We start from the raw sequence: 26,775 nt of genomic DNA, 5'->3' as shown, positions 1-26,775 counted from the left end.
TGCCGGGGACGACGGTCCCGGGCAGGGGAGGGGCGCCGGTGGGCGAGACGAGGGTGACCAGCCGCGACGGCACGGTGCTGCGGGCCTGGAGCAACGACGGGACGGGCGCGCCGGTGCTCGTGTGCAACGGGCTGGGCACCCCGCCGCAGGCGTGGCCGGGCGTCGTGGCCCGCGACAGCGGCTTCCGGGTGGTGACGTGGTACCAGCGGGGGCTGGGGGGCTCCGACCGGCCGCGCGACCGCTCCCGGGTGCGGGTGGAGGACCACGCGGACGACGCACGGGCGGTGCTCGACGCGTACGGCCTCGACTCGGCGCTCCTGGTCGGCTGGTCGCTCGGGGTCAACGTGGCCTTCGAGCTCGCCCTGGCGGACCCGGGGCGGGTGTCCGGCGTCCTCGCGGTGGCCGGCGTCCCCGGCGGCAGCCTCTCCGCGATGTTCGGCCCCCAGGGCGTGCCCCGCCCCCTCCGGGCGCCGCTGGGCAGGCTCAGCTCCCGCCTGCTGCCCCTCGTCGGCCCCGTGCTGCCGGTGCTGGCGGCCAGCCTGCCGTCGGGGCCGAGCGCCTTCTCCGCCGACGCGCTGCGCGGCCCGGCGCGCGAGGCCGCGCACCCCGCGGCCCTGGCCACGGTGCTGCGCGAGTTCTCCCGGCACGACTGGTCGTGGTTCCGGCACCTCGCGGTCGCCGCCGGTGACCACGCCCCGCTCGACGTCGCCCGGGTGCGCTGCCCGGTGACCTTCCTCGCCGGCCGCTTCGACTCCCTCGTCGACGTCGAGGACGTGCGGGCCGCCGCCCGGGCGGTCCCCGGCGCCCGCTTCCGGGAGCTGCTCGGCACCCACTTCCTCCCGCTGCAGTACCCCGAGGTCATGACCGCGGAGCTGCGCGCGCTGCAGGCGCACGGCGGGGCCCGTTGACCCGCCCGGCGGCTCGGCGGGGCGCGTTGACCCGCCCGGCGGCTCGGCGGGGCCCGTTGACCCGCCCGGCGGCTCAGCGGCCGGTGAGCAGGTCCGCGACGCGTGTGATCCGGCTGGGCCGGCGCAGGCCGGCCGCCTCCCGCCGGTCCGCTGCCCGGTAGAGGGCGTACATCGACCGGACCCCGAGCCAGCGCAGCGGCTCGGGCTCCCACCGGCGGACCGGGCGGTCGGTCCAGGGCAGGGACGCCGCCTCGGTGTCCCGGCCCAGCACCAGGTCGGCGAGGGTGCGCGCGGCCAGGTAGGTGGTCGTCAGGCCGCTGCCGACGTACCCGCCGGCCCAGCCCAGGCCGGTCCGCCGGTCGAGGGTCACGCTGGCGCACCAGTCCCGGGGGACGCCGAGGACCCCGCACCAGGCGTGCGCCAGCGGGACGTCGAGGGTGGCGGGGAACTGGTTGTGCAGGACGGCGGTGAGGGCCTCGACCGTCCGGCGCCGGGTCACGCCGTCGGTGTCGGTGCGCGAGCCGAACCGGTAGGGGACGCCGCGGCCGCCGATCGCGATGCGCCCGTCGGCGGTCCGCTGCGCGTAGCTGTAGGCGTTCGCGCCGTCCCCGACCAGCTCCGCGCCGGCCCAGCCGATCTCCGCCCGGGCCGACGCCGGGAGCGGCTCGGTGACCACCATCGAGCTGTTCATCGGCAGCCACGCCCGCCGGTGCCCCGGCAGCGCGGCGGTCCAGCCCTCGAGGCAGCGCAGCACGACGTCGGCGCGGACGGTCCCGTGCCGGGTGACCGCGCGGCCGGGGGAGACCGCGGTGACCTCGGTGCCCTCGTGCACGGTCACGCCGCGCCGGCGCACCGCGTCGGCCAGCCCGCGGACCAGCGCCGCCGGCTGCACGCGGGCACCGTGCGGGCTGTGCACCGCGCCCAGCGCACCCTCCACGCGCACCCGGTCGCGCACCTCGCCGCGGGTCAGCCAGCGGGAGTGGTCGGCGCCGATGCCCCAGGCGCGGTGGTGGTCGAGCGCCGCCCGAAGGCGCGCCTGCTGGGGCTCCGACCGCGCCACGAGCAGGACGCCGTCCTTGGCGACGTCGGCGTCGATGCCCTCCCGTCGGCAGACGGCGATGACCTCGTCGACGGCCCGCTCCATCGCCCGGACCAGGCGGCGCACGCCGTCCCGGCCGCCGGTGGCGGCGTAGCGGTCGAGGTCCCCGGACAGCTCGGCGGACAGCCAGCCGCCGTTGCGGCCGGAGGCGCCGAAGCCGGCGAACTCCTTCTCCAGGACGACGACCCGCAGGTCCGGCCGGGCCCCGGCGAGGTGGTAGGCGGTCCACAGGCCGGTGAGGCCCCCGCCGACGACGCACACGTCGGCGGTCCGGTCGCCGGGCAGCGCGGGGCCGCGCTCGGGGACGCCGAGCTGCTGCCACCAGAACGACACCCCGCCGTTGGGGACGCCGCCCTCGGCGCGGGTGCGGTACCTGCGGGTGCTCACTGCCCCGGTCAGCCGGCTGCGAGGAGCGCCTCGACCCGGCCGGCGACCGCGAGGAGGGCGGCGTCGTCCCCCGGCAGCGCCTCCAGCGAGACCCCGATCGGCAGGCCGGCCGCCGTGGCGCCCGCCGGCAGCGAGATCGCGGGCATGCCGGCGGTCGACCCGGGGCCGGTGTTGCGGATGGTGGTGAGGAAGACCGGCACCTGCCGGCCGTTGAGCTCGGTGGTCTCGTCGTCCCCGACCGGCGGGGCGGGCAGCGGGACCGTCGGGTAGACCAGCGCGTCGAGCCGCTCGCCGCCCGCGGGGCGCAGCGCCGCGGCGTAGGCCTGCCGCAGCCGCGCGCGGACGTCCAGGTTCTGCCGGTACAGCTCCTCGGTGACGCTCCCGGAGGCGGCGATCTCCAGGGCGGCGCGGACATCGGGGGAGGCCACCTGCTCGATCACGTCGGCCAGCGTCAGCCGGCTCTCCGGCCCGGGGAGCGTGGCCAGGTAGGCGGGCAGCTCGCGGGCGATCTCGAAGAACACGATGGGGAAGCCGCACTCGGCGTCGAGGGCGTGGGCGTCGGCGACGTCCACCTCGACCAGCCGCACCCCCGCGTCCGCGAGCCGGTCGAGCGCCCGCCGGGCGGTGTCGGCCACCTCCGGGTGCAGGTCGTCGTAGAAGCCGGTGCGGGGGACGCCCAGCCGCAGCGGGCGGTCCGGCTCCGCGCCGGCGGCCTCCCCGGTGACCGCCTGGTCGACGAGGACGGCGTCGGCGACGCACGTGGCCAGGACGCCGGCGGTGTCGCGGGTGCTGGAGATCGGCACGGTGCGCCCGGTGCCCCACCGGCCGACCGTCGGCCGCCAGCCGACCAGCCCGCAGTGCGCGGCCGGGACCCGCACCGACCCGCCGGTGTCGGTGCCGAGCGCGATGGGGACGACGCCGGTGGCGACCGCGACCGCCGAGCCGCCCGAGGACCCGCCGGCCGACCGGCTCGGGTCGTGGGGGTTGCGGACCGGGCCGAAGGCGGCGTTGTTGCTGGTGATCCCGAGCGCGAGCTCGTGCAGGTTCGTCTTCCCGACCACCGCGGCCCCGGCCGCCCGCAGCCGGGCGACCGCGTGCTGGTCGTGGGCCGGGCGGGAGTGCCGCAGCGCCGGCGTGCCGCCGGTGGTCGGCAGGTCCTGGGTGTCGAGGTTGTCCTTGACCGCGAGCGGGACGCCGGCCAGCGGGCCGTCCCCGCCCGCGGCGCTGTCGGCGATCGTGGTGAAGGCGCCGAGCGCGGCGACCCCCCGCGCCCGCTCCAGGCTCGCGGCCACGACGTCCGCGGCCGAGGAGCCGGCGATCCGCTGCCGGACCTCGTCGAGCCCCGCCCTGTCGTCGATCCCCGTCCTGTCGTCGAGCCCCGCCCTGTCGTCGATCCCCGTCCTGTCGTCGAGCCCTGCCCTGTCGTCGAGCCCCGCCATGCCGCCCCCTTCCGCCGTCCCGGAGACTGCCACACCCGGATGGCCGGGGGCTGCGGCCGGACGGCCCCTGACCTAGCCTCGGTCCGGTCCCCGGGGCGGTTCCCCGGGACGGTGAGGAGGGTCCCGTGAGCGACCACGTCTACCGGCTCAGCGAGGTCGTCGGCAGCAGCACCACCAGCATCGACGACGCGATCAGGACGGCCATCCGCAAGGCGGCCGAGACGGTCCGCAACATCGAGTGGTTCGAGACCCAGCAGGTCCGCGGGCAGGTGGTGAACGGCGACGTCGCGCACTTCCAGGTCGTCCTGAAGATCGGCTTCCGGGTCGACTGAGGCCCCTCAGCCGCTGACCCGCTTGTACGGGTCCGGTGGGGCCGCTCCCGCGGCGACGATCCGCGCCGACCAGCCGTCGAGCTGCTCGACCAGGCCGGGCAGGTCGGGGCCGATCGCCGCCACCAGCGGCGCCATGGCCGCCTCGGTCCGCGCCTCGACGTCGTCCCGGAGCCGCCGGCCCTCGGGGGTGAGCGCGCCGCCGGCGACCAGCCCGCGGTCGGCCAGCGCGGCGTCCGCCGCGGCCAGCGCCTCCGCCGACCAGCCCCGGGTCGCGGCGTAGGCGGTCGGTTCCCACCCCACCCAGTACTCGGTGAGCAGGTTGGTCTCGATCCCGCGCAGCCCCGCGGCCACGCAGGCGGCCAGGTGCACGTCGCCGCGGTGCTCCCGCAGCAGGGTGACCGCGTGCCACAGCCGGCCGAGGGGGTCGTCGGGCCAGGGCAGGGAGACCAGCCCGGCGAACAGCGGCCGGCCGGTCAGGTCCGCCGCGGCGAGGTCGGTGGCGCGGCGCAGCTGGTCGACGGCGGCGGTCACGTCGGCGTCGGGGAGCAGCGCGCGCAGCGAGGCGGCCGAGCCCTCGGCGCGGGCGGCCAGCACCTGCTCGCGGGTCGCCGCCGCACGCCCGGCCGCGTAGGCCGCGGTCACCAGCCCCGGCTCGAACACGCCGAAGGCGGCGACGACCACCTCCGGGCTGGGCTCGCCCATCGGCGCGGCCCGGGCCCAGACGTAGCCGCTGAGGAAGTCCAGCCCGAGGGCCTCGAAGCGCTCGTGCACCGCGCGACCCCAGAAGGTGATCGTCGCGACGGGCTCGGCGGCGTCGCGCAACCGGCGGGCCGGGGAGTCCGGGACCCGGGGGGCCGGGCGTCCCTCGGGCGGCGGGACGAGGAAGACGGCCTGTGCCTGGGCGTGGTCCATGCTGCATCGTGCTCCCGGCGGGCACCCGCTGCGAGGGGCCGGCACCGGGGAGGACGCATGCTGCTGGACGGGCGGGTCGCCGCCGTGACCGGGGCCGGGACCGGGATCGGCCGGGCCATCGCGCTGCGGCTGGCCGCCGAGGGGGCCGACGTCGTCCTCACCGGGCGGTCCACCGGGGCGATGGAGCAGGTCGCCGCGGAGGTGCAGGCGGCCGGGCGGCGGGCGCTCGCCGCCCCCCTGGACCTGCGCGACCCCGCCTCGGTCGAGGCCGCCGCGCGGACGGCGGACGAGGCGTTCGGCCCGGTGGACGTGCTGGTCTGCAACAGCGGGGTCGGCGGTCCCAGCGTCCCCCTCGTGGAGATGCCGCTGGCGGAGTGGGAGGACACCCTCCGGGTCAACGTGACCGGCACGATGCTGACCTGCCGAGCGTTCCTGCCCGGCATGCTGGCCCGCGGCTCGGGCTCCGTCGTCGTCATCGGCTCGGTCACGGGCAAGCGCCCGCTGGTCGACCGGACGGCCTACGCCGCCTCCAAGACGGCGCTCATCGGGCTCGTGCGCACGCTCGCCTGGGAGGTCGGCCCGTCCGGCGTCCGGGTCAACCTGGTGTCCCCGGGCGGGGTCGAGGGCCCGCGGATCGCGTGGGTGCTCGAGCAGCAGGCGGCCGCCCGCGGCATCCCGGTCGAGCAGGCCCGCGCCGAGTTCACCTCCGGCGCACCGCTGCAGCGGCTGGTCGAGGCCGGGGAGGTGGCCGCCGCGGTCGCCTTCCTCGCCTCCCCGGGCGCGGCGGGCATCACCGGTGAGGACCTCAACGTGTCCGCCGGGCTGGTCATGTACTGACCCCCCGCACCCCGGTTCCCGTGCCCCGTGGGGGCCGGCGTCAGCGGCCCTGGCGCTCCCGGTACCGGGCGGCCCGCCGGGCGGCAGCGGCCCGGCGACGCGCCGAGTCCTCCGCCTCCCGGGTGCGGGCGGACTCCTCCCGCACGGCGGTCGCGGTGCCCGCCGGGTAGCCGGCCTTGACCACCCGGTTCTCCGTCGCCTCCGGCATGTAGGCCAGCGAGAAGATGAGCCCGAGGGCGACGCCGCCCAGTGCCGCCATGCCGCGGATCCAGAACGGGCCGGGGACGACGAGCAGGACCACGGCGATCGGGACCGCCATCTGCACCATGGCCCGGCCGACGTGCCGCAGGGCCCAGGTCCGGGTCGTGGTGTCGTGCAGCACCCAGGTGCGGTGCCGCTCGGGGAGGCCGCCGCCCAGGGCGTACCAGAGCCAGCGCAGCACCCCCGGCCGCTGCAGGGCCGGCTGCGTCACGGGGTCCACTCGGGCTCGTGCCCCTCCCGCCGGTGGCGCTCCGGAGTCCCTCCCGGCTCCCGGCGCTCCAGCGCCCCCTGGGCGGCGGCGATGACCCGGGTGAGCGCCCCGTGCAGGGAGACCAGGTCCTCCACAGGCAGGCCGAGGTGCGCCACGATGCCCGCCGGGATCTCCTCGGCCCGGGCCCGCAGCGCCCGCCCCTCCTCGGTGAGCGCGATGGCGAGGGCCCGCTCGTCTCGAGGGTCGCGGTCCCGGCGGACGAGGCCCGCTACCTCCAGCCGCTTGACCAGCGGGGAGAGGGTTCCGGGGTCGAGCTGGAGCAGGCGGCTGAGGTCCCGGATGGCCAGCGGCCCGTGCTGCCAGAGCGCGAGCATCACGAGGTACTGCGGGTGCGTGAGGCCCATCGGCTCGAGCCAGGGGCGGTACACGGCCACGACGGTGCGGGCGGCCACGGAGAGCGCGTAGCACACCTGCTGGTCGAGGGCGAGCGGGTCCGGTGGGGCCGCCGGGTCGGTCGTCGTCCGCACACCGCCGACGGTACACGCGTGGTGCACCAACGATTGGTGGTCCAAGCGTCCACCGACCTGCGACCCGCCGGCGGTCGCCCTACGGTGGGCGGCACCGTGCGTGACCGTCCGACCAGGAGGCGTCGTGGCCGTCTTCCGGATCCTCGAGGCGAGGGCGCGTCCCGGCGCGATCGACCGCCTCGCCGAGCTCCTCGTCCGCCAGAACGAGCGGGTGGTCTCATCGACCCCCGGTGCGCTGTTCGCGCAGGCGCTGCGCAGCGGCGACCAGGTGCTCGCCGTCTCGAGCTGGCGCAGCGCCGACGACGTCGCGCGCTACCTGGACCAGGAGGTGACGCAGGCCTTCTACCGGGCCCTGACCGACCTGCTCATGGGGACGCCGAGCGTCCGCACGTACGAGGTGCTGGGGTCCGGCGGCACCGACGGCGGCGCCGCGGCGTGGACGGACGGCGGTGCGGCCGGGGACGGTGGTCCGCGGTGAGCTGGTACTACCCGAAGGGCTGGACCGACCAGGAGGACGGCGTCGAGCAGGTCCTCATCCACTACGTCTGCACGCCGCCGGGGCAGTACCCCGACTGGTCCTGGGGGCACGGGTCCCGTGTCCTGGAGGACCGCGGCGGGTACCCGCGCACCCGGCTGAAGGTGCTGCGGATGCCCCGCGAGGTCTGGGACGTGGAGCACGGGTGGTCGACCCCGGAGTACCGCTTCCACTACTACTTCGAGGTCTTCCAGGACGGCGCCCGCTGGACGACGGACCTGTTCAGCGAGGACATCGTCTACCGCGACCTCGAGTACGTCGACGACCACGGCTGGGCGACCAACATCTGCATCTACTGGTCGGTGGGGGACTGGGGCGCCCCCGTCTACAGCCCGATGGAGGACCCCCGCTTCCCCGCGGACTCCGAGTTCCGGTCGACCCGGTACTACTCGTACTGGGACAAGGACCGCTTCCACCACGACAAGTTCCACATGCTGCAGGCGATGGAGCGGCCGCACCGCTGGCAGGCCCGCATGTACGGGCCGCGCGGGGCCACGCTCGTGCAGCAGTACCACATCGGCCGCATGCACCCGCCGGAGGAGAAGGACGAGTTCTGGCTGGGTCCGGACGGCCGGTCCGCGCCCGGCGGCAACTGGTGGGTCCACCACCTGTGAGGACGGGAGACCCGTGAGCGAACTGACCGCCGGCGCGGCCGAGGCCCGGCGCGCCGGGGCCGATCAGCTGTTCGGCCTGCGCAAGACGTGGTGGGACCCCGCACCCGGGATCGAGATGGTGCAGATCCACTTCGCGTGGACGGCTCCGGGCGCGGAGCCGGACTGGGAGTCGGCCGAGTCCCGGGTGATGACGCCGGACGAGGTCTCCCGGCGGCGGACGGCGGTCCTCGAGGTGCCCCGGGAGCTGGACGGCAGCCGGGAGTACCTGCTGCACCACTTCTTCTACGTGGTGCGCGGCACCGAGTGGGTCAGCTCCCCGGTCTTCACCGAGGAGATCGTCACCCGCGAGCTGACCTGGACCGACGAGGCCGGCGACTGGACGCACGTGGGCATCGGCTGGGGTGTGTCCCCCGGCGATCCCGGGCTGGCTGCACCGAACTACACCGCCGCCGCGATGGACGGGCTGACCTTCGAGGACGCCGGCGCCGGCGCGCCCCCCGAGCCGCCCCCCGTCCACGAGTTCGTCCGGGCGCAGCCGCTGCCGCACGTCTTCCGGGGTCTGGTGTGGGGGCCGCGGGGGGCCGACGTGCGCTACGTCGTCCACCTGGTCCGTGCGGGGAGCCCGCGACCCGAGGAGGACGCGGAGACCTGGGAGGACAACGGCGGGGCCGGGTGGACGATCACCCTGTGAGCGCGGTCCTGCCCCTGACGTGGGCGTCGCCGGTGGGGGAGCGGACGCCGGCCGGCCGGGTGCGTTACCGAGGGAGCCTCGCCGGCGCCGACCGGCCGCTGCACCTGCACCTCGGTTTCGACGGCGCGGGCCCCCCGTTCACCGCCGTCCCCCTGGAGCGCGCCGACGACGGCAGCTGGGTGGGGGAGGTGCCGGACACCGGCGGCCACGTCCTGCTCGACGGCGCCGTCGCCACCGCCGACGGCGAGTGGGACAACAACGGCGGGACCGACCACCGGCTCTGGATCGGCCTGGACCCGGTCGACTCCCACGTGCACGTGCGGACACCCGGCCTGGACCAGATGGGGTTCGAGAGCCTGCGGGTCGCCCTGACCTCCGGGGGGATGACGCACGCGCTGGTGTCCTGGCAGGACAACGCCTTCGTCGACGGGGTCACCGCGGGGGTGCCCTGGCTGACCCGGCTGGTGTGGGTCAGCCCGGGCGGACCGGACCCGGACGAGGTCCGCCGGCGGCTGGCCGACGGCGCGGTCGGCCTGAAGCTGCACCCCTCCTACGACGAGTACCCGGCCGACACCCCGGCGCTGGACCCGTTCCTCCGGGTCGCGGCCGAGGCGGGCGTGCCGGTCACCGTGCACACCGCGCCGGGGCCGTCGGACCCCGACCTGATCCGCCGGCTGGCCGAGCGGTTCCCCACGGTGCCCGTCGTGCTCTACCACACCTTCCTCGGTCTCCCGGAGGGCCGGCGGCGGGCCGCCCGGCACGCCCGTGAGCTGCCGAACCTCCACCTGGAGACGTCGTGGTGCCGCTCGGACGAGGTGCGGCGGCTGATCGACGAGGTGGGGCCCGAGCGGGTGCTGTTCGGGTCGGACGCGGCGGTCGACGGGCCGGCCCACTTCGTCCGGACGCCGCCGAACATCGAGCTGACCGAGAACTACAACGCCGCCCTGCTGCGGCTGGCCCGCCTGCTCGAGCCGGCCGTCCTGCGGGCCTTCCTCGAGAACAACACGCGGCGGCTGTTCGGGCTCCCCGCGGCGGTGCCCGAGCCGGCCGTGGAGCCGGCGGTCGCTGCCGAGCCGGTGCCCGCTGGGCCGGGGCGTGCCCGGGTCGCCGTCGCGGCCCGGGCCCCGGACGTCGGCACGCTCTTCCCCGATGCGCTCGCCCAGGCCCAGCGCGTGGTCGCCGGTGTGACCGCCGACCACCTGTCGCTGCCCACCCCCTGCGCGGACTGGGACGTGCGGGCGCTGCTCGGGCACCTGCTGGCCGCGGTGCGGCGGGCCGAGCGGGTGGCGCGGGGGCGGGCGGCCTCCTCCGTGCCGGTGGTCGCCGTCGTCGACTCGCGCGGGCGCTGGGCGTCCACCTTCGCGGCCTCCGCGGGACGGGCCCGCGAGGCGTGGGCAGCGGACGACGCACCGGCCGACGTCCCGGCCCCCTGGGGGGCGGTGCCGGCGCCGGCCGGTCTGTCGGGGTTCGTGCTGGAGGTCGTCGCGCACACGCACGACCTGGCCGTCGCGACGTCGTCCGGCGCGCGACTGGAGGAGGGGCTCGCGGTCGCTGCGCTCGACATCGCCGAGCGGCTGGTCCCACCGGGGCTCCGCGGGGAGTCGGGGGCCTTCGGCGGACCGGTGCCGGTTCCGGCGGACGCCGGCCCCTACGACCACCTCGCGGCCTTCCTGGGGCGCGCGCCGAGCTGAGGCCCCGACGGCTCCCTTGGCTCGAAGCACTGCTGCTTGACCTGCGGCTTCCTCGTCCGCAGCGGTTGTCCGGCTCGGCGTTCGAACGTGTGATCGGTACATGTCAGCCGTCGCGGACCCGGTCGCCGCTGCGCCCGCCGATCCGGCGGCCGCAGCGGCGGCGCCGGCGGCGGGGTGGGAGTCCGGGCCGCTGGGGGTGGTGCAGGCCGCGGAGCGGGAGATGGGCCGTCTGGTGGCGGTGCAGGCGACCGCGGTGGCGGAGTTCGCCGAGGCCCGGCCGGCCTCGGTCGATCGGCCGCAGGGGCAGCGCGGAGCGATGAGCGCCGAGCGCGGGGCGGGGCGCCCGGAGCTGCTGCGGGCGGTGAGCGAGTGGGCGAGTCCGGAGCTGGCGGTGGCGTTGTCGTGCACCGAGCGGTCGGCCGGGCTGCCGCTCGAGCGGTCGCTGACGCGGTGCACCGGCTGCCGGGAGCCCCCGCGGCGCTGCGGGACGGTCGCTGCACCGCGGGCAGCTGTGGGTGCTCCTGGACCTGGTGGCACCGGTCGCCGATGACGCGGTGCGCGCGGAGGTGGAGGCCGGGTTGCTGGCCTGGCTGGCCGGGCGCACCGCCGGCGGGCGGATCACCACTCCGGCGCAGCTGCGGGACAAGGCGCGGCGGGTGCTGCTCCGGCGCGGGCTGCGGCAGGCCGTGCAGGAGCTGGCCCGGGCCACCCGGGAACGTGGCAGCGTGGGCTCGTGGACCGAGCCGGCGTGATGCAGTGGGTCACCGACTACGAGCGCGCGTGGCGCGAGGGTGACGTCGCCGGGGTCGCTCGGCTGTTCACCGACGACGCTCGGTACCGGCGCTCGCCCTACGAGCCGTCGAAGGTCGGTCACGCGGAGATCCAGGGGTTCTGGCGGGACGACGAGGGCAGGACGTTCACGGTGACCGCGGAGCCGGTCGCGGTCGAGGGACGCGATGCGGTGGTCCGGCTGGAGGTGCGGTACGGCGACCCGGAGCCCCAGCAGTACCGGGACCTGTGGGTGCTGCGCTTCGCAGGGGACGGCCGGGTCGAGGACTTCGAGGAGTGGGCGTACTGGCCGGGCAGGCCGTACACCGCGGAGGCCGGATCGGCCGGGTGAGGCAGCGCCCGGCGGGGCGGAGCACCGTCACCAGGCGGGTCCCGGGGGTGCGGGAGGTCAGGTGACGTCCGCGGGACCGTACGACCCGGCGTCGGGGTGCAGGCGGCTGTGCTCGGAGCCGGGCACGGAGCAACCCCGCTCGGCGTAGGGGAAGCCGTCGAGCTCGGTCGTCACCGGCCGCAGCTGGTGGTAGGAACGGATCTCCCGGATCAGCCCGTCGGCGCAGGTGAACCACTCGGTGCCTCGGGTGGCGACCCGCGCCGGAGCGCTCTCGGGCAGCCACCACATCGTCCACTCGATGACCGCCTGCTCCGGGGTGGCGCAGATGCTCTCCGCGACCCAGCGGGCCTGGAGCATCCGGGCCACCTTGCGCCAGTAGCGGGCGAGGTGCTCGGCCCCGGCCACGGCCGCGGAGCCGGTGTTCGGCGCCAGGAACCAGTGGACGACGTCCGGGTGCAGCGTCTCCCGCACCAGGTCGACGTCACCGGCGCTGCAGCCGTCGTAGTAGCGGGTGATCAACGCGGTCCAGGCGGCGGTGGGGTCGGGTGCCGTCCGGGGGTCGGCGAGGGCTGCCACGGGTGTCCTCCCGGTCCTGGGGCCGGCGGTGCCGGCCGGGCGCGGGCGCCGTACCCGGGTCGCCCCGGCCCGACGCGGCCGCGCAGCCCTCGGACGCGCCGGTGCCCGGCGGACGGGCGTCCCGCCGGGCACCGGCTGGCGGTCAGGCGTTCTGGGGGAAGCCCAGGTTCAGCCCGCCGTGGCTGGGGTCCAGCCACCGGGAGGTGATGACCTTGCCGCGGGTGAAGAAGTGCACGCCCTCGGCGCCGTGCGCGTGGGAGTCGCCGAACAGGCTGTTCTTCCACCCGCCGAAGGAGTAGTAGGCCATCGGCACCGGGATCGGCACGTTGATGCCGATCATCCCGACCTCCACCTCGTTGGCGAACCGGCGGGCGGCACCGCCGTCGTTGGTGAAGATCGCGGTCCCGTTGCCGTACTCGTTGCCGTTGACCAGCGCGAGGGCCTCCTCGTAGGTGTCGGTGCGCAGCACCGACAGCACCGGGCCGAAGATCTCGTCGGTGTAGACGCTCATGTGCGGCTGCACGTGGTCGAGCAGCGTCGGGCCCAGCCAGAAGCCGTCCTCGCCACCGTCGGGCTGCACCTGTCGGCCGTCGACGACGACCTTGGCGCCCTCCTCCTCGCCGGCGTCGACGTAGGAGGCGACGCGGTCCCGGTGCTTCCGGCTGATCAGCGGGCCCATGTCGCAGCCCTTGCGCCCGTCGCCGGTGCGCAGCGTGTGGGCGCGCTCGGTGATCCGCGCGACGAGGTCGTCACCGATCCCCCCGACGGCCACGACCGCGCTGATGGCCATGCAGCGCTCGCCGGCCGAGCCGAAGCCGGAGTTGATGGCCTGGTCGGCGGCCAGGTCCAGGTCGGCGTCCGGCAGGACGATCATGTGGTTCTTGGCCCCGCCGAGGGCCTGCACCCGCTTGCCGTGCCGCGTGCCGGTCTCGTACACGTAGCGCGCGATGGCGGTGGAGCCGACGAAGGAGACCGACTGGATGTCGGGGTGCTCCAGCAGCCGGTCGACGGCGACCTTGTCGCCCTGGGCGACGTTGAACACGCCGTCGGGCAGCCCGGCCTCCTTCCACAGCTCGGCGATCCACAGCGCCGCCGACGGGTCCTGCTCGCTGGGCTTGAGGACGACGGTGTTGCCGGTGGCGATGGCGATGGGGAAGAACCACATGGGCACCATCGCCGGGAAGTTGAACGGGCTGATGATCGCGACCGGGCCGAGCGGCTGGCGCACCGAGTGCACGTCGACGTTGGTGGAGGCGTTCTCGGTGAACCCGCCGCGCACCAGGGAGGGCACACCGCAGGCGTACTCGACGACCTCCTGGCCGCGGGAGACCTCGCCGAGGGCGTCGTCGAGGACCTTGCCGTGCTCGGCGGTGATGATCGCGGCCAGCTCGGGCTTGCGGGCGTTGAGCAGCTCCCGGAAGCGGAACAGCACCGCGGTGCGCTTGGCCAGCGAGGTGTCGCGCCAGGCCGGGAAGGCCGCCGACGCGGCGGCCACCGCGGCGTCGACCTCCCCCACCGAGGCCAGCGCGACCTCGCCGGTGACCTCGCCGGTCGCCGAGTCGGTGACGGGGGTGGTGCGGCCGCTGGTGCCCTCGCGGCGGGCACCGTCGATCCAGTGCGGGATGGACGTGGGCATGGGTGCCTCTCTCGGGGTCAGGGGGTGGGGGCGTTCGGGAAGTGCTTGGCGACCAGCGCCCGGATGGCCTCGAGCATCCGGACGCCGGACTCGCGGGCCTGGTCGTCCCAGCCGAAGACGCAGGTGGTGAGGACGCCGTCGAACCCGACGCCGGCCAGCGCCGCGAAGGCCTCGTCGAAGTCCACGTCGCCGCGGCCGATCTCCATGTGCTGGTGGACGCGGGCCGTGTTGCCCGGCGGGTTGGTGATGTAGCGCAGCCCGTCGGAGGCCCGGTGGTCCATCGAGTCGGCGACGTGCACGTGGGTCAGCAGCTCGCCGGCGCGGGCGATGATCCCCGGCGCGTCGTCGCCCTGGTGGAACGTGTGGGGCAGGCAGTAGAGGAAGGACACGCAGGGCGAGTCGATGCCGCGGACCACGTCCACCGCGGGCGCACCGAGCTCGATGAAGTCGTCCGGGTGCGGCTCGAGGGCCAGCCGGATGCCCTCGCGCTCGAACACCGGCAGCAGCTCCTCCATCGACCGCCAGAACATCGCCTCGGCGAGCTCGGGGGCCTCGGGCCGGCCGTTGAACTCGCTGTTCACCGTGTCCACGCCCAGCTCGGCGCAGATCTCGATGGCCCGCCGCCAGTAGCGGACGGCGGCCTGCCGCTCGACCTCGTCCGGCCCCGACCAGCGCATCACCGGCAGCAGCGAGGTGACGCCGACCCCGGCGTCGGCCAGCCGCGACCGGAACGCGCGCACCGTGGCCAGGTCGACCCGGGGGTGCTTGAAGAACGGGACGAAGTCCTCGCGCGGGGACAGCTCGATCCACTCGTAACCCATCGAGGCCACGACGTCGGGCAGCTCCAGCAGGGGGACGGTGCGCAGCATCTGCGGGTCCAGGGCGATCCTCACCGCTGCACCTCCGCCCGCTGCGCCAGCCGGACCTCGGTCCGCCGACCGGTGCGCAGGGCCTCGACCCCGGCCTCGCCGACGGCCGCGGCGGCGTAGCCGTCCCACACGCCGGGGCCGTCGATCCCGCCGCGGCGGGCGGCGTCGACCCAGCGCTGCAGCTGGACGTCGTAGGCGCGGCCGAACCGCTCCTTGAAGCTCGGCGAGATCGTGCTGCCGCGCACCGCCCCGGCCGCCCCGCCGGTCTGCCGGACCAGGCGGGTGTCGAGCCCGATGAGCGCGATCCCGTCCTCGGCCACGACCTCGGTGCGCACCTCGTAGGCGATCCCCGTGCTGACGGAGCACTCGACGTCCACCAGCCGCCCGCCGGTGGTCTCGAAGAGGACCACCAGGGGGTCGGACTCGCCGGCGACCGCGTGCCTGGTGGCCCGGGGGCGCAGCACGGTGACCGCGGTGATCTCCTCGTCCAGGAGGAACCGGGTGACGTCGACCTCGTGGACCACCGAGTCGGTGATCATCATCTCGCTGGTGAAGTGCGGCGGCACCGACGGGTTGCGGTGCGCGCAGTGCACGACCAGCGGCTCGCCGAGTTCACCGGAGGCGAGCAGCCGGCGCAGCTCGGCGTACTCCGGGTCGAACCGGCGCATGAAGCCCACCTGCACCAGGCGGCGGCCGGTGCGCGCGGCGTAGGCGTCCTCCGCCCGGACGACGGCCAGCGAGCTGCCGGCGTCCGTCGTCAGCGGCTTCTCGCAGAGCACCGGCTTGCCGTGCTCGATGCAGGCCAGCACCTGCTCGTGGTGGAACCGGCCGGGCGTGGCGATCACGACGGCGTCGACCCCGGGGTCGGCGATGGCGGCCAGCGGGTCGGGGGCCACCCGGCACCCCGGGACGGCCGCGGCGACCTCCTCGGCCTTCTCGGGGAAGGCGTCGCTGACCGCCACGACCGAGGCCCCGGAGATGCGGCCGTGCAGGCGCGCCACGTGGTCGGCCCCCATCAGGCCGACGCCGAGCACGGCCACGCGCAGCTCGGTGGAGGGGACCTCGGCCGCGTCGACCGGGAGGGCGACCGGCAGCGCGCCGGCGGCGGTGTGGGTGGTCGTCACGCCCGGGCCTCCTCGGCGGTGGTGGGGGCGGTGCGGGGCCGGCCGATCTGCAGGGACGGCAGCCCGCAGGAGCTGATGTGGCGGTGGGTGCGCTGGGCGATCCCGAACGGCAGGTCGGGGTCGCACGGGTAGAGGTCGTGCTCGACGATCGCGAACACGTCCAGGCCGAGCTCCTCCACCGCCTCCAGCAGCGGCGGCAGGTCGGGCACGCCGTTCGGCGGCTCGGTCATCGCGCCCAGCTGCACCGCCTGCGGGAACGGGATGTCCTCGGCGTGCACCCGCTCGATGACCGCGGGGTCGACCTGCTTGAGGTGCAGGTAACCGATCCGCTCGGGGAAGCGGCGGATCAGGTCGAGGTTGTCGCCGCCGTAGTAGCTGACGTGGCCGGTGTCCAGGCACAGCGGCACGTACGCCGGGTCGGTCTCGGCCAGGAAGCGCTCGATGTCGCGCTGGTGGCCGACGTGGCTGTCGGCGTGCGGGTGGAAGGCGATGGACAGGCCGTACTCCTCCTGCACCGCCCGGCCCAGCCGGTCCATCCCGGTGGCCAGGCGCGCCCAGCCCTCCTCCGGGAGGTCGCGCGGCTCGATGGCCTCGCCGGTCTTGTGGTCGCGCCAGACGTCGGGGATGACGACGACGTGGGTGCCGCCCACGGCCTCGGTGAGGGCCGCGACCTCGGTGACCTGGCTCCACACCGCGTCCCAGGAGTCGGGCCGGTGCAGGTGCTCGAACACCGTGCCGGCCGAGACCGAGAGCCCCCGCGCGCCGAGCTCGTCGGCCAGCCGCGCCGGGTCGGTGGGGAGGTAGCCGTGGGGGCCGAGCTCGATCCACTCGTACCCGCAGGCGCTCACCTCGTCGAGGAAGCGCTGCCACGGCACCTGCACCGGGTCGTCGGGGAACCACACCCCCCAGGAGTCGGGGGCCGACCCGACCCGGATCCGGGGCGCACCCGGCCTGGTCTGCGGGCTCGCCGCTGGGCTCTGCGCGGTCATCTCGTCTCTCCTCTGCGGGGGTCTGCGGGGTGGGCGCTCAGGACTCGGGGGTGGGCCGCTCGGACGGCGCCAGGGGGGTGCGCTGGACGGCCTTCCAGCGGTCGTAGACCGCCCGGGCCTCCTGGGTGCTCTGCAGGGTGGAGACCTCGCTGACCGGGACGTCCCACCACGACTCGCTGGACGGGGCGTCGACCAGCGGGTCGGTCTCGACGTGCACGACCGTGGCGCGGTCGCCGGCCTTGGCCTTGCGCAGGGCGGCCTCCAGGCTCGCGCCGTCCTGCGCCACCAGCACGTCGACGCCCAGGCTGGCGGCGTTCGCGGCCAGGTCGACCGGCAGCACGCCGCCCTCGAGCCGGCCGCGGGCGTCGCGGTAGCGGTACCGGGTGCCGAAGCGCTGGGACCCGAGCTGCTCGGACAGCGCGCCGATCGAGGCGAAGCCGTGGTTCTGCACCAGGACGACGACGACCTTCACGCCCTCCTGGACGGCGGTGACCAGCTCGGTGGCCATCATCAGGTAGGAGCCGTCGCCGACCATGACGAAGACGTCGCGGTCGGGGCTGGCCATGGCCACGCCGATGCCGCCGGCGACCTCGTAGCCCATGCAGGAGTAGCCGTACTCGACGTGGTATCCCTTGGGGTCGCGGGTGCGCCACATCTTGTGCAGGTCGCCGGGCATCGAGCCCGCCGCGCACACCACGACGTCCCGCGGCGCGGACACCTCGTTGACCAGGCCGATGACCTCGTTCTGGGTGAGCCGGCCGCCCTCCCCGGCGCCGGGGGTGGCCGGGTGGTAGGCGGCCTCGACGACGGCGTCCCACTCGGCGGCCAGCTCGGCGGTGCGGGCGCGGTGGCCCTCGTCGACCGACCAGCCGGCCAGCTCCGCGGTCAGCGCGGTCAGCGCCTCCCGCGCGTCGGCCTGCACGGTGACGCCGGCGTTCTTCACGGCGTCCAGCGAGGCGACGTTGACGTTGACGAACCGGACGCCGGGGTCGTTGAACGCCGTCCGCGAGGCGGTGGTGAAGTCCTGGTAGCGGGTTCCGATGCCGATCACGACGTCGGCGTCGCGGGCCAGGGCGTTGGCGGCGGTGGTGCCGGTCGAGCCGATGGCGCCCACCGACTGCGGGTGGTCGTAGGGGAGGGCGCCCTTGCCGGCCTGGGTCTGGCCGACCGGGATGCCGGTGGCGCGGGCGAAGGCGTCGAGGGCCTCGGTGGCGCCGGAGTAGATGACCCCGCCGCCGGCGACCACGAGCGGCCGGCGGGCCGAGCGGATCACCTCGACGGCGCGGGCCAGGGCGGCCGGCTCGGCCAGCGGGCGCCCGACGTGCCAGGTGCGCTCCGCGAAGAGCTCCACCGGCCAGTCGAAGGCCTCGGCCTGCACGTCCTGCGGGAAGCACAGGGTGACCGCGCCGGTCTCCGCCGGGTCGGTGAGCACCCGCATGGCCCCGAGCAGGGCGCCGGGCAGCTGCTCCGGCCGCCAGATCCGGTCGAAGTAGCGCGAGACCGGGCGGAAGGCGTCGTTGACCGTGACGTCGCCGCTGTCGGGCCGCTCGAGCTCCTGCAGCAGCGGGCTCGCCGACCGGGTGGCGAAGGTGTCGGCCGGCAGCAGCAGCACCGGCAGCCGGTTGATCGTCGCCAGCGCCGCGCCGGTGACCATGTTCGTGGCGCCGGGGCCGACGCTGGTCGAGACCGCCCAGGTCTGCAGCCGGTCCCGGGCCCGGGCGTAGGCGACGGCGGTGTGCACCACGGCCTGCTCGTTGCGGCCGAGCACGTACGGCAGCGCTCCGGGCTCGTCGATCTCGGCCTGCAGCAGGGCCTGGCCGAGGCCGGCGACGTTGCCGTGGCCGAAGATGCCGAAGCAGCCGGCGAACAGGCGCTGCCGCTGCCCGTCGCGCTCGGTGTGCTGCTGGGCGAGGAAGCGGACGACGGCCTGGGAGACGGTGAGCCGCACCGTCTCCTCGGTGGCCGGCGGCGGGAAGTGGTCGCTCACGATCGGGACGCTCCGTCCTGGTGTCTGCCGGCGGGGGGAGGAAGGGGCAGGCGCGGGTCGAGGTCCTCGCCGGCCCAGGTGTCGCGCACCCAGGCGTGCTGCGGGTCGTCGACGATCCGCCAGGCGCGCTCGGGGCCGGGGCCGGCCATGACGTTGAGGTAGTAGAGGTCGTGGCCGGGGGCGGCGATCGACGGTCCGTGCCAGCCGTGCGGGACGAGGACGACGTCGCGGTCGCGGACCTCGGCGAGGACGTCGATCGGCCGTTCGGGGGTGCCGTAGACGCGGTGGTAGGCGAGCCCGGCCTCCCCGTGCGGGCCGGGGGCCACCTCGAAGTAGTAGATCTCCTCGAGCTCGGTCTCGTCCGCCGACGTCTCGTCGTGCTTGTGCGGCGGGTAGGAGGACCAGTTGCCGCCGGGGGTGAGGACCTCGCAGGCGATGATCGAGTCGGCCTCGAAGACGCCCGCGGTGCCGAAGTTGTTCACCTGCCGGCTGCACCGCCCGGCACCGCGCAGCTCGACGGGGACCCCGGCCGCCGGGCCGTAGCGGACCGGCAGCCGCCGGGAGGCCCGGGCGCTGCAGAGGGCGAACCGGCCGCCGCGCTCGCTGGCGAGCTCGGCGGTGCTGCCCAGGGGCAGGTAGGCGAAGTCGGTGGGCCCGGCGAAGACCCCGGCCCGGCCGGCGAGGGCCAGCGTCTCGCCGTCGCAGCGGACGGTGAGCGAGCCGGCGAGCGGGACGACGAGCACCTCGTCGCCCCCGGTGTCGAGCGCGTGGGCGCCGTCGGCGGGCAGCTCCAGGACGCGCAGGCCGGAGTGGCCCCAGCCGGCGGACTCGGGGGTGACCTCGAGGGCGTACGGGCCGGAGGCGGCGCTGCCGGCCGGCAGGTGCAGGGTGCGGGTGGTGGCGGTCATCTGCGCGGCCTGCCTCAGTGCACCAGCGCGACGGCCGTGTCGACCGCGGCGGTGACGTCGTCGTCCGGGGGGTAGAGCAGCGTCCGACCGACGACGAGGCCGCGGACCGAGGGCAGGGCCAGGGCGTCCTGCCACTGCGCGTAGGTCTCCTCGGGCCGGCGGGAGGGGTCGCCGCCGAGCAGCAGGGTGGGCAGCGTGGTGGCGTCCATGACCCGCGCCATCTCGGCGACCACCGGGAGCTTGAGCCAGGTGAAGGCCGAGGTGGCGCCCAGGCCCTGGGCGATGTGCACCGACCTGATGACCGCGTCGGCGCTGAGGTCGTTGACGACCCGGCCGTCGACCCGCCGGGACAGGAACGGCTCGAGCATGGCGATCACGCCCGCGCGCGCCAGCTCGGTCACCGCCCGGCCGGCGCTCTCGAGCATGGCCACGGTCCCGGCGTCGTCGAGGTCGATGCGGTTGAGCATCTTGGCCGCGTCGAACCGGGCGTCGACGACCCCGGTCACGTCGTAGCCGGTCATGCGGTCGTCGAGCTCGAAGGTCGCACCGGCCAGCCCGCCGCGGTTCATCGAGGCGACGACGACCTTGTCCTCCAGGGCCCCGAGGAGGAGCAGGTCCTCGGCGATGTCCGCGGTGGCCAGCAGCCCGTCGACGCCGGGCCGGGCCAGGGCGGTCCGCAGCCGGTCGAGCATCTCGGTCCGGCTGTTCATCGCGGTGGGCCGGCCCTGCGCGGACAGCGCGCCGCGGGCGGGGTGGTCGGCGGCGACGAGCATCAGCCGGCCGTCCTCGGGGAGGAACGAGGCGCGGCGCCGCCGGTCGGCCAGCGCGCGGCCGACCGCCCACGGGTCGCGGCTGCGCAGCTCGGTGATCTCGGCGTAGGTGCGGCAGCGGGGCACGGGTGCCGCCACCTCGTCCAGGGTCAGGGCGGTGTCAGACACGGGTCTCCTCCAGGCGGGGCACGGGGTGGGCGGCGACGTGCGCGGCGACCTCGTCGGCGGTGGGCATGGCGGTCGAGCACTCCAGCCGCGAGGCGACGAGGGCGCCGGCGGCGTTGGCCGCGTGCAGCAGCTGCTCCAGCGGCCGGCCGGTGAGCAGGCCGTGGACCAGCGAGCCGCCGAACGCGTCGCCGGCACCGAGGCCGTTGACGATGTCCACCGGGGTCGGGGGCACGACGACCCGCTCGGTGCGGGTCTTCCCGAGGACGCCGCGCGGGCCCTGCTTGACCACGGCGAGCTCCACCCCGGCGTCGAGGAGGGCGTCGGCGGCGCGGTCGGGATCGGTCTCCCCGACGGCGACCTCGCACTCCTCGCGGTTGCCGACCGCGACCGTGACGTGGGGGAGGGCGGCGCGCACCTGGGCGCTCGCCTCCTCGCGGGAGGCCCAGAACACCGGCCGGTAGTCGAGGTCCAGCACGGTGTGCCGGCGCCGGTCGCGGGCGGCCCACGCGGCGTGGTGCGCCGACCGGCTGGGCTCCTCGGACAGCCCGGTCACCGTGGCCCAGAACAGCTCGGCGTCCCGGACCGCGTCGAGGTCGAGGTCCTCGGGGCGGACCTGGAGGTCCGGGGCCGTGGGGCGCCGGTAGAAGTAGAGCGGGAAGTCGTCGGGCGGGAAGACCTCGCAGAAGGTCACCGGGGTGGGGTTCGCCGGGTCGACGACGACGAACCGGTCGTCGACCCCGAGGTCGCGCAGCGCCCGGCGGACGAAGCGGCCGAAGGGGTCGTCGCCGACGCCGGTGACGAGGGCGGGGGAGTGGCCGAGGCGGGCGGCGGCGACGGCGACGTTGGCCGCGCTGCCGCCGAGGAACTTGCCGAAGGTCTCGACGTCCTCGAGGCCGACCCCGGTCTGCAGCGGGTAGACGTCGACGCCGCTGCGGCCCATCACCACCACGTCGTGGGCGTTCTCCACGGTGCGCTCCGTCCTGTCGGTGGTCTGTCGTCGATCGTCTGCGACTGTGCGCCACCGCACAGCGCCCCGTCAAGACTTTGTAAGGACATAAAGACGAACTTTCGTGACGACGACCGGTTGCCCCGATGAGGGGAGGGCGCTACCGGTGTCCGGTGCGATCATGCGGGTGGTGCCGTCGCCGCCCGGCCGCGCGCCCCGCCTGGAGGAGGAGGACGAGGTGGCCGACGTGCCGACCTTCGACATCGACCGCTCGAGCCCCACGCCGCTGTGGTTCCAGCTGGCGCAGGCCATCGAGGGCGCCATCTCCGAGGGACGGCTGCCGACCGGGTCCCGGCTGGAGAACGAGCTCTCGATCGCCGAGCGCTACGGGCTGTCCCGGCCCACCGTGCGGCGCGCGGTCCAGGAACTGGTCGACAAGGGCCTGCTGGTGCGCAAGCGCGGGGTCGGGACGCAGGTCATCCAGCCGCACGTGCGCCGTTCCGTGGAGCTGACCAGCCTCTACGACGACCTGGCCCGCGGGGGTGAGAAGCCCACCACCGAGGTGCTCTCGCTGCAGCGGGTCCCCGCGCCGGCCGACGTCGCCGAGGAGCTCGACCTGGCCCCGGGCGCGGAGGTGGTGGCGCTGCGCCGGCTGCGCCGCACCCGCGGGGAGCCGCTGGCGCTGCTCACCAACTACCTGCCCGGGCGCTTCGAGCCGACGCTCGAGGAGCTCGCCGAGCGCGGGCTCTACCAGTACCTGCGCGGTCAGGGGGTGCACCTGCGGGTGGCCCACCAGCGCATCGGTGCCCGGCTGGCCCGCGCGGACGAGGCGCGGCTGCTCGAGGAGCCGCCGCGGTCGGCCCTCCTGACCATGCAGCGGACCGCCTTCGACGACAAGGGCGCCGCCGTCGAGCACGGCCGGCACGTCTACCGCGCCTCCCGCTACGACTTCGAGACGACGCTCGTCGGGCGCTGAGGAACTTCGGACCCCTCTTCACAAAGACCTAATGTCCTGACATAGTCCTCGACGTGTGGTTGGCATCACGCCGGCCGGACCCGCCGTCGAGGGAGTTCCCGTGCCCCTGGTCCGCATCGACGTCGTCGAGGGACGACGCACCCCCGAGCAGCTGCGCCTCCTGGCCGACACCGTCCAGGAGGTCATGCTCGACGTCTTCGCCGCACCGCCCCGCGACCGCTACCAGGTCGTCACCGAGCACCGCCCGGGTCAGCTGATCTGCGAGGACACGGGGCTCGGCATCGAGCGCACCGACGACCTCGTGGTGCTCCAGGTCGTCCAGCAGGGGCGGTCCGACGAGCAGAAGCGGGCCCTCTACGCCCGGCTCTGCGAGCGCCTGGGCGAGGCGACCGGGCTGGCGCCCGGCGACCTCGTCGTCTCCGTCACCGCCAACACCCGGGCCGACTGGTCCTTCGGGCTGGGCCGGGCCCAGTTCCTCGACGGCGACCTCTGACCCCGGGCCCTGCCCCTGCCCGGCTCCATCCCCCGCGCGTCTGGAGACCAGCCATGCCCGCACCGCGATCAGAGCGGACGGTGACCGACCCGCAGCTGCAGGGCGGCGCGCCGTGTCGTGACCGCACCGGTGCCGTGGACGGGACCCAGCTCGTCGAGCACGCGGTCCACCGTGGTGAGCAGCGCGGAGTTCAGCTCCCACAGCCCCGCCCGGCTCCGGGGGTCCGCGAGCAGGAGGTCCTGCACCAGCGCACGTCCCTCGCCCAGCGCGGCCAGCGACCCGGTGAGCAGCCCGGCCCGGTCGTCCTCCGGGCCCCGCGCCGGGTCGGTGAGCAGCCGGCCGAAGGCGCCCACCACGTCCCCCGTGCGCTCGAGCAGGGCCGCCGTGCTCGCGCGGACCGTGTCGGCGTAGGCGGCGTCGTCGGCGACGCCGGTCCGCTCCCGCGTGGCGTCGTCGATGGCGCGGAACAGCGTCCGCAGCGAGACCGAGGTGTGCTCCAGCGCGTCGAGCCCGGCCCGCATCCCGTCGGGCACCCACGGCGCGCGCAGCGCCCGCAGGTTGAGCCGGCGGCTCTCCTCGGCGTCGGCGAGCGCGCGGTCCAGCCGGGGGACGTGCCGGTTGAGCCGGCGGGCCTCCTGCAGCCAGCGACTCGACTGCTCGGCGTCCACCGGGCCCTCGAGCAGCTCGGCCGCCGCCCGGTGCAGCAGCCCCGCGATCTCCCCGGCGAAGCGGCCGACCGAGCGGCTCGCGTAGCGGGTCTGCACCGCGGGCGGGACGGCGACGTTGACCGCGATGCCGACCGCGGCACCGACGAGCGTCTCGAGGACGCGGTCGGCGCCGACGGTGCCCGCTGTCGAGGCGCCGACGCCCAGCACGAGCATGGCGCTGATCGGCACCTCCACCAGGTGCGGCCCCAGGCGCAGCAGCTGGCCCACGAGGATCGAGGCCGCGACGAGCGCCGCGAGGCTCCACCAGGTCAGGCCCACGACCGCGACGAACAGGACGGCCAGGGCCACGCCGGAGACGACGCTCAGCACTCGCTGGACGCCGTTGACCAGGGTGCCGGTGAGGGTGGCCTGGACGACGAGCAGCGCGGTGAGCGCCGCGATCAGCGGCGGCGGGTCCGCCAGCCCCAGCGCCCGGGCGACGAGGTAGGCCGCGACCGTCGCACCCGTCAGCCGCAGCGCCCGGGAGGCCGCCGAGCGGCCGCGGCGGCGGAGCAGCGCGACGACCCCGGCGGGACGGGGGCCCCCGGGTGCCGGCCGGCTCGGGGGTACCGCGGTCACGCAGCCATGATCCCCGACCTCCGGCGCCGGTGGGGCCCGAACCGCCGACGGCTCCCCCCGGCGGGGGTGTGTTCGCCCACAGGGGCCGCGGTGCGGCGGGTGCCGATCCGCCGGCGGGCGCCCTGACCCGGGCGTGCACCCGCTCCCGCCCCCTCCAGTCCCTCCCTTCCCCCCACCCGGGGCCGCACCGGCCTCCCTCCCGAGAAAGAGACGCCAATGTCGGCGATCCCCCATCCCACCGGCGGAGCCCCCGTCGGGACCGGACGCCCCGCGGGGCACAACCGGTTCCTCGTCAAGCTCACCGTCATCTCCACGCTCGGTGGCCTGCTGTTCGGCTACGACACCGGGGTCATCTCCGGTGCCCTCCTCTACATGGGCGAGGACCTGGACCTCACGCCGCTGAGCGAGGCGGTCGTGGTCAGCTCGCTGCTCTTCCCCGGTGCCGCCTTCGGCGCACTGCTCGGCGGCCGGCTGGCCGACGCGCTGGGCCGGCGCGGTGCCCTGTTCGTCTGCGCCGTCCTCTTCCTCTTCGGGGCCCTGATCACGGCGGTCGCCCCGAACGTCCCGATCATGGTGGCCGGCCGGGTCCTGCTCGGCTTCGGCGTCGGCGCCGCGGCGGCGGTCGTCCCGCTCTACCTCGCCGAGATGGCGCCGGTGTCCAAGCGCGGCCGCATGGTGACGATCAACGAGCTGATGATCGTGACCGGGCAGTTCCTCGCCTTCACGACCAACGCCGTCCTCGACGCGGTCATCGACGACCCGAACGTCTGGCGCTGGATGCTCGGCGTCGCCACCATCCCGGCGGTCGCCCTCTTCGTCGGCCTGTTCGTCCTGCCGGACTCGCCGCGCTGGTACGCGGTGCGCAACCGGCTCGACGACACCCGGCGGGTCCTGGAGCTCAGCCGGCCGGCGGCCGAGGCCGCCGAGGAGTACAACGTCGTCGCCGAGCACGCCCGGCGCGACGTCGCCGAGGACAAGGGCCGGGCGCTGCAGGACCTGCGGGCCTACCCGTGGATGCGCCGGGTGCTCTGGATCGGCTGCGGGCTGGCCACGGTCCAGCAGGCCACCGGCATCAACACCGTCAACTACTACGCGCCGACGATCCTGGAGGACACCGGCCTCGGCGCGAGCGCCAGCCTGGTCCTCACCATCACGGTCGGGGTCATCGCCATCATCGGCACGGTCATCGGGATCATCCTGCTCGGCTTCGTCAACCGCCGGCCCCTCATCATCACCGGCTTCATCGGGGTGGCGGCCGGGCACGCGATCCTCGCGCTGTGCTTCCTGCTGGGCGAGTCGGACTTCCGCAGCTACCTGATCCTGGCCGCGATGCTGCTCGTCGTCTTCTTCGTGCAGACGTTCATCGGGACGCTGGTGTGGCTGCTGCTGTCGGAGATCTTCCCCATGACCATCCGCGGGTTCGCCATGGGGATCGCGGTCTTCGTCCTCTGGACGGTCAACGCCGCCATCTCCTTCGCCTTCCCGCCGCTGGTGGCCGCGCTCGGCGCGAGCCTGACCTTCGGGCTCTTCGCGCTGATCAACACCGGGTCGATCGCCTTCGTCACCAGGTTCGCACCGGAGACCCGCGGGCGGACCCTCGAGGAGCTCGAGGACAACTTCCGGACGCACGACGCCGGGCACTTCGTCCACGAGGCCCCGGCCGGGGTCCGCGGGGGCTGATCCCCGCCGCTCCGCCGGCGCCCGCCGACCCGGGACCCCCCCCGGGCCGGCGGGCGCAGCGGTGCGCGGCGCTCACACCACCCGGGGCAGGGGCCGGACGACGTAGCGCTCCTCGACCGGCCGGCCGTCCAGGACCAGCCGGACCCGCCAGACCCCGGAGGCGCGCAGCGGCGTGACCGGGTCACCGGCCACGAACCGGCGGAAGACCTCGCGCGCCTCCTCCGGGGTCGGGTGCGCCTCCCACCGCGGCACCCGCTGCAGCGGGCGCAGGGACTCGACGCGGTGGCGGGCCACGGCGTCGTCCGGCGGAGGCCCGGCGTCCTCCGGGACGATCGTGGACAGCCGTGGCCGGCCCAGGACGTACTTCCCGTTCCGCCGGACGCCGAGCCAGTCGTAGTGGCCGGTTGCGAGCTCGGCCCACAGCACCTCCGGCTTCCGGCACTGCTCGAGGAGGGCGTAGACCTGCTGGCCCAGTTCGACGTTCGCGTGCGATCGCTGCGGCATACCGGATGGTAGGGACGCGCGGGGCCCCGCTCCGTGCTCAGGCGGGCAGCAGGGGCCGGCCGCAGCCGGGGCACCGGGTGGGGGGGCCCGGTCCGCGACCCGGCCGCACCCCGGGCAGACCCGCGCCAGCCAGCAGGCCGGGTCGCCGCCCGCCTCGTCCCGGGCGTCGCCCTGCGGATCGCCGGAGGTCCGGTCCTCGCCCGTCATCCCCCGAGTGTGCGGCCCCGCCCGTCCGGTGGTCCTCCTTCGCGCCCGACTGTGTTGTCTCTGTCTGCGTTGATGTGGGTTCTGTTGGGAAG

At 75.6% G+C, this 26,775-nt stretch carries 29 protein-coding genes; 13 read left to right on the top strand and 16 right to left on the bottom strand.

Features of this window, described 5'->3' with window-relative positions; translation table 11 throughout:
* The first annotated feature begins 38 nt into the window (after nt 1-38).
* The gene (locus ACI8AC_RS13270; RefSeq protein WP_456898249.1) at nt 39-908 is read left to right on the top strand and encodes an alpha/beta fold hydrolase; all 870 of its coding nucleotides are present in this window, start codon (nt 39-41) and stop codon (nt 906-908) included.
* A gap of 73 nt (nt 909-981) precedes the next feature.
* Here the strand turns inward: ACI8AC_RS13270 and ACI8AC_RS13265 are convergent, their stop codons facing one another.
* On the bottom strand, nt 982-2,394 hold the full coding sequence (locus ACI8AC_RS13265; protein WP_456898248.1) for an NAD(P)/FAD-dependent oxidoreductase: 1,413 nt from the start codon (nt 2,392-2,394) through the stop codon (nt 982-984).
* 8 nt (nt 2,395-2,402) lie between these two features.
* On the bottom strand, nt 2,403-3,833 hold the full coding sequence (locus ACI8AC_RS13260) for an amidase family protein (protein ID WP_456898247.1): 1,431 nt from the start codon (nt 3,831-3,833) through the stop codon (nt 2,403-2,405).
* A 125-nt stretch (nt 3,834-3,958) separates the two neighbouring features.
* On the opposite strand from ACI8AC_RS13260, the gene ACI8AC_RS13255 reads away from it, so the two are divergent.
* Nucleotides 3,959-4,165: a dodecin gene (locus ACI8AC_RS13255; RefSeq protein ID WP_456898246.1), complete on the top strand. Its 207-nt coding sequence runs from the start codon at nt 3,959-3,961 to the stop codon at nt 4,163-4,165.
* Between the two features lie 6 nt (nt 4,166-4,171).
* Here the strand turns inward: ACI8AC_RS13255 and ACI8AC_RS13250 are convergent, their stop codons facing one another.
* The gene (locus ACI8AC_RS13250) at nt 4,172-5,077 is read right to left on the bottom strand and encodes an SCO6745 family protein (RefSeq protein ID WP_456898245.1); all 906 of its coding nucleotides are present in this window, start codon (nt 5,075-5,077) and stop codon (nt 4,172-4,174) included.
* 57 nt (nt 5,078-5,134) lie between these two features.
* Here ACI8AC_RS13250 and ACI8AC_RS13245 point away from each other — a divergent pair, with 57 nt between their 5' ends.
* Nucleotides 5,135-5,914 carry an SDR family NAD(P)-dependent oxidoreductase gene (locus ACI8AC_RS13245; protein ID WP_456898244.1) on the top strand — a complete coding sequence of 260 codons (780 nt, stop codon included), beginning with the start codon at nt 5,135-5,137 and terminating at the stop codon, nt 5,912-5,914.
* 40 nt (nt 5,915-5,954) lie between these two features.
* Here ACI8AC_RS13245 and ACI8AC_RS13240 read toward each other — a convergent pair whose 3' ends face one another.
* On the bottom strand, nt 5,955-6,386 hold the full coding sequence (locus tag ACI8AC_RS13240) for a DUF5313 family protein (RefSeq protein ID WP_456898243.1): 432 nt from the start codon (nt 6,384-6,386) through the stop codon (nt 5,955-5,957).
* Nucleotides 6,383-6,913, bottom strand: coding sequence for a MarR family winged helix-turn-helix transcriptional regulator (locus tag ACI8AC_RS13235; RefSeq protein WP_456898242.1), 531 nt, complete (start codon nt 6,911-6,913; stop codon nt 6,383-6,385). Before ACI8AC_RS13235 ends, ACI8AC_RS13240 begins: the two co-directional genes overlap by 4 nt.
* 124 nt (nt 6,914-7,037) lie before the next feature.
* Between ACI8AC_RS13235 and ACI8AC_RS13230 the strand changes: the two genes are divergently transcribed.
* From ACI8AC_RS13230 to ACI8AC_RS13200, 7 genes are all read left to right on the top strand, one after another.
* On the top strand, nt 7,038-7,391 hold the full coding sequence (locus ACI8AC_RS13230; RefSeq protein ID WP_456898241.1) for a putative quinol monooxygenase: 354 nt from the start codon (nt 7,038-7,040) through the stop codon (nt 7,389-7,391).
* Nucleotides 7,388-8,062, top strand: coding sequence for a hypothetical protein (locus ACI8AC_RS13225; protein ID WP_456898240.1), 675 nt, complete (start codon nt 7,388-7,390; stop codon nt 8,060-8,062). The genes ACI8AC_RS13230 and ACI8AC_RS13225 overlap by 4 nt, the downstream gene beginning before the upstream one ends.
* 13 nt (nt 8,063-8,075) lie before the next feature.
* Entirely contained in the window at nt 8,076-8,753 is a 678-nt protein-coding gene (locus ACI8AC_RS13220) for a hypothetical protein (RefSeq protein WP_456898239.1), read from the top strand.
* On the top strand, nt 8,750-10,444 hold the full coding sequence (locus ACI8AC_RS13215; protein ID WP_456898238.1) for a TIGR03086 family metal-binding protein: 1,695 nt from the start codon (nt 8,750-8,752) through the stop codon (nt 10,442-10,444). The genes ACI8AC_RS13220 and ACI8AC_RS13215 overlap by 4 nt, the downstream gene beginning before the upstream one ends.
* A gap of 100 nt (nt 10,445-10,544) precedes the next feature.
* Nucleotides 10,545-10,994 (top strand): hypothetical protein, encoded by a 450-nt coding sequence (locus tag ACI8AC_RS13210; RefSeq protein ID WP_456898237.1) that lies wholly within the window; start codon nt 10,545-10,547, stop codon nt 10,992-10,994.
* Nucleotides 10,960-11,196, top strand: coding sequence for a hypothetical protein (locus ACI8AC_RS13205; protein ID WP_456898236.1), 237 nt, complete (start codon nt 10,960-10,962; stop codon nt 11,194-11,196). Before ACI8AC_RS13210 ends, ACI8AC_RS13205 begins: the two co-directional genes overlap by 35 nt.
* Nucleotides 11,178-11,564 carry a YybH family protein gene (locus tag ACI8AC_RS13200; RefSeq protein ID WP_456898235.1) on the top strand — a complete coding sequence of 129 codons (387 nt, stop codon included), beginning with the start codon at nt 11,178-11,180 and terminating at the stop codon, nt 11,562-11,564. Before ACI8AC_RS13205 ends, ACI8AC_RS13200 begins: the two co-directional genes overlap by 19 nt.
* Before the next feature lie 57 nt (nt 11,565-11,621).
* On the opposite strand, the gene ACI8AC_RS13195 is transcribed toward ACI8AC_RS13200, so the two are convergent.
* From ACI8AC_RS13195 to iolC, 9 genes are all read right to left on the bottom strand, one after another.
* Nucleotides 11,622-12,140, bottom strand: coding sequence for a nuclear transport factor 2 family protein (locus ACI8AC_RS13195; protein ID WP_456898234.1), 519 nt, complete (start codon nt 12,138-12,140; stop codon nt 11,622-11,624).
* A 142-nt stretch (nt 12,141-12,282) separates the two neighbouring features.
* Entirely contained in the window at nt 12,283-13,776 is a 1,494-nt protein-coding gene (locus ACI8AC_RS13190; RefSeq protein ID WP_456898233.1) for a CoA-acylating methylmalonate-semialdehyde dehydrogenase, read from the bottom strand.
* Between the two features lie 17 nt (nt 13,777-13,793).
* Nucleotides 13,794-14,669 (bottom strand): sugar phosphate isomerase/epimerase family protein, encoded by an 876-nt coding sequence (locus tag ACI8AC_RS13185; protein WP_456898232.1) that lies wholly within the window; start codon nt 14,667-14,669, stop codon nt 13,794-13,796.
* Entirely contained in the window at nt 14,666-15,769 is a 1,104-nt protein-coding gene (locus ACI8AC_RS13180; RefSeq protein WP_456898231.1) for a Gfo/Idh/MocA family protein, read from the bottom strand. The genes ACI8AC_RS13185 and ACI8AC_RS13180 overlap by 4 nt, the downstream gene beginning before the upstream one ends.
* Nucleotides 15,766-16,758, bottom strand: a complete 993-nt coding sequence (locus tag ACI8AC_RS13175) for a sugar phosphate isomerase/epimerase family protein (RefSeq protein WP_456898230.1) — start codon at nt 16,756-16,758, stop codon at nt 15,766-15,768. The genes ACI8AC_RS13180 and ACI8AC_RS13175 overlap by 4 nt, the downstream gene beginning before the upstream one ends.
* A 37-nt stretch (nt 16,759-16,795) precedes the next feature.
* Complete coding sequence (gene iolD, locus ACI8AC_RS13170; protein ID WP_456898229.1) at nt 16,796-18,745, bottom strand: 3D-(3,5/4)-trihydroxycyclohexane-1,2-dione acylhydrolase (decyclizing); 1,950 nt, start codon at nt 18,743-18,745, stop codon at nt 16,796-16,798.
* Nucleotides 18,742-19,653 (bottom strand): 5-deoxy-glucuronate isomerase, encoded by a 912-nt coding sequence (gene iolB / locus ACI8AC_RS13165; RefSeq protein WP_456898228.1) that lies wholly within the window; start codon nt 19,651-19,653, stop codon nt 18,742-18,744. Before iolB ends, iolD begins: the two co-directional genes overlap by 4 nt.
* Nucleotides 19,654-19,667: 14 nt before the next feature.
* On the bottom strand, nt 19,668-20,591 hold the full coding sequence (locus tag ACI8AC_RS13160) for a class I fructose-bisphosphate aldolase (protein ID WP_456898227.1): 924 nt from the start codon (nt 20,589-20,591) through the stop codon (nt 19,668-19,670).
* Entirely contained in the window at nt 20,584-21,558 is a 975-nt protein-coding gene (gene iolC / locus ACI8AC_RS13155) for a 5-dehydro-2-deoxygluconokinase (RefSeq protein ID WP_456898226.1), read from the bottom strand. Before iolC ends, ACI8AC_RS13160 begins: the two co-directional genes overlap by 8 nt.
* A gap of 145 nt (nt 21,559-21,703) precedes the next feature.
* Between iolC and ACI8AC_RS13150 the strand changes: the two genes are divergently transcribed.
* Nucleotides 21,704-22,513: a GntR family transcriptional regulator gene (locus ACI8AC_RS13150; protein ID WP_456898225.1), complete on the top strand. Its 810-nt coding sequence runs from the start codon at nt 21,704-21,706 to the stop codon at nt 22,511-22,513.
* Nucleotides 22,514-22,613: 100 nt separating this feature from the next.
* On the top strand, nt 22,614-23,006 hold the full coding sequence (locus ACI8AC_RS13145; RefSeq protein WP_456898224.1) for a tautomerase family protein: 393 nt from the start codon (nt 22,614-22,616) through the stop codon (nt 23,004-23,006).
* Between the two features lie 68 nt (nt 23,007-23,074).
* On the opposite strand, the gene ACI8AC_RS13140 is transcribed toward ACI8AC_RS13145, so the two are convergent.
* Entirely contained in the window at nt 23,075-24,292 is a 1,218-nt protein-coding gene (locus ACI8AC_RS13140) for an FUSC family protein (protein WP_456898223.1), read from the bottom strand.
* 216 nt (nt 24,293-24,508) lie between these two features.
* Here ACI8AC_RS13140 and ACI8AC_RS13135 point away from each other — a divergent pair, with 216 nt between their 5' ends.
* Nucleotides 24,509-25,972 (top strand): sugar porter family MFS transporter, encoded by a 1,464-nt coding sequence (locus tag ACI8AC_RS13135; protein ID WP_456898222.1) that lies wholly within the window; start codon nt 24,509-24,511, stop codon nt 25,970-25,972.
* A 72-nt stretch (nt 25,973-26,044) separates the two neighbouring features.
* Here the strand turns inward: ACI8AC_RS13135 and ACI8AC_RS13130 are convergent, their stop codons facing one another.
* Complete coding sequence (locus ACI8AC_RS13130) at nt 26,045-26,476, bottom strand: hypothetical protein (protein WP_456898221.1); 432 nt, start codon at nt 26,474-26,476, stop codon at nt 26,045-26,047.
* Between the last annotated feature and the right edge of the window lie 299 nt (nt 26,477-26,775).

Source organism: Geodermatophilus sp. SYSU D00758 (genome assembly GCF_054049955.1).
The sequence above is the reverse complement of the archived record's forward strand: the minus strand, read 5'-3'. Positions and strand labels throughout refer to the sequence as shown.